Annotated in this window: 1 protein-coding gene and 1 pseudogene; one reads left to right on the top strand and one right to left on the bottom strand. The window is 45.3% G+C overall.

What is annotated here, in order from left to right; translation table 11 throughout:
* Window positions 1-214: 214 nt before the first annotated feature.
* A complete protein-coding gene (locus tag F6K53_RS42315) occupies window positions 215-370 on the bottom strand; it encodes a hypothetical protein (protein WP_293068225.1) in 156 nt (51 codons plus the stop codon).
* A gap of 17 nt (window positions 371-387) precedes the next feature.
* Between F6K53_RS42315 and F6K53_RS42310 the strand changes: the two are divergent.
* Window positions 388-1,434, top strand: a pseudogene (locus tag F6K53_RS42310) (IS630 family transposase); the annotation flags it as partial.

Raw genomic sequence — 1,434 nt, 5'->3', positions numbered from 1 at the left:
AAAGGAGATGCGAACTAATGGTTGTCGTCTCTACGCCGAGTCCGTGGAGTTCTTCCGGTTATCCAATATCTACTGGATTAACCCATGGAGCTAGTATCCCCATTACCGCTTTGACAGGGATATCAATCATTACGACGCTTCGATCAACGATTCCTTTCGTCAACCTGTTAGTTCTTTCCCTAACGTTCCATTATCATGCGGTATATGCTTCTGGTTACGCATTACCCTCTAGCTGTGAGACATCACAATTCGGGAGTACCTCAGCTTGTGAGCCGTTGATATCCATCTCGTTATGCCCCTTTGGGTGGAAACTTCGCTTGAACCCTAGTGGTCTGTCAAACTCATTTTGACGGATAGTAGAAGAGTCCATCTACTAACCCATAAACTATGCCAGCCAAGCGATATATTGTCGGCCTGACTCTCGATGAACGCCAAAAACTAGAACAATTAACCCAAAAAGGTATTGCTGCTGCCCGGAAAATCAATCATGCTCGTATCCTGCTCAAAGCAGATGTCAATCACCCGGATGGGGGGTGGACAGATCAAGCCATTAGCGAGGCTTTCAATATCAGCACCCGAACCATCGAAAGGGTTCGCCAACGGTTTGTGGAAGAAAGCTTAGAGAATGCGCTCAACCCTCGTCCCAGGTCGTCATTAAAGCTGCGACGGTTAGACGGAGAGGCAGAAGCTCATTTAGTGGCAATCGCCTGCTCCAAAGCACCCCCAGGAGCTAAGCGTTGGACATTACGACTACTGGCAGACCAAATGGTGGTATTGGGATATGTACAGAGCATTTCCCATGAAAGCGTGCGACAAGTTTTAAAAAAAACGAGCTTAAGCCTTGGTTGAACCAATCTTGGGTGATTCCACCTCAAGCCAATGCTGAATTTGTCTGCCAAATGGAAGAGGTTTTACAACTGTACAAAGCGTGCCTATGACCCTGATTATCCCTTGGTTTGCTTTGATGAAAGCTCGTTTCAGTTAATTTCAGAAACCCGAAAGCCAATACCTTTAGAACCTGGACAGACTGAACGTTTTGATTATGAACACAGCGCGAGAGGGAGTTTGTAATCAAATCATGTTTTTTGAGCCTTTAATAGGTTGGAGACATGTAGAAGTTACTGACCAACGCACTCAAATTGACTATGCTCAACAGATGAAGTATCTCGTCGATCAACGCTATCTCCAAGCTCAGAAAATCAGAATTGTTCAGGATAACCTCAATACCCACATTGGAGCCTCTCTTTACAAAGCCTTTATCCCGGCTGAAGCGAGACGTATTCTTGACAAGCTGGAGTTTCATTACACTCCCAAGCATGGAAGTTGGTTGAATATGGCTGAAATTGAGTTGAGTGTTTTAACCCGACAATGCCTTGACCGACGTATTCCCAAGAAGGATATGTTAAAAGAGGAAGTTGCTGCTTGGGAAAAGCG

Origin of the sequence: Moorena sp. SIO4A1 (assembly GCF_010672065.1) — a bacterium.
Lineage (GTDB): Bacteria > Cyanobacteriota > Cyanobacteriia > Cyanobacteriales > Coleofasciculaceae > Moorena.
Note: the sequence above shows the minus strand (reverse complement) of the source record. Positions and strands in the feature narration are given on the sequence as shown.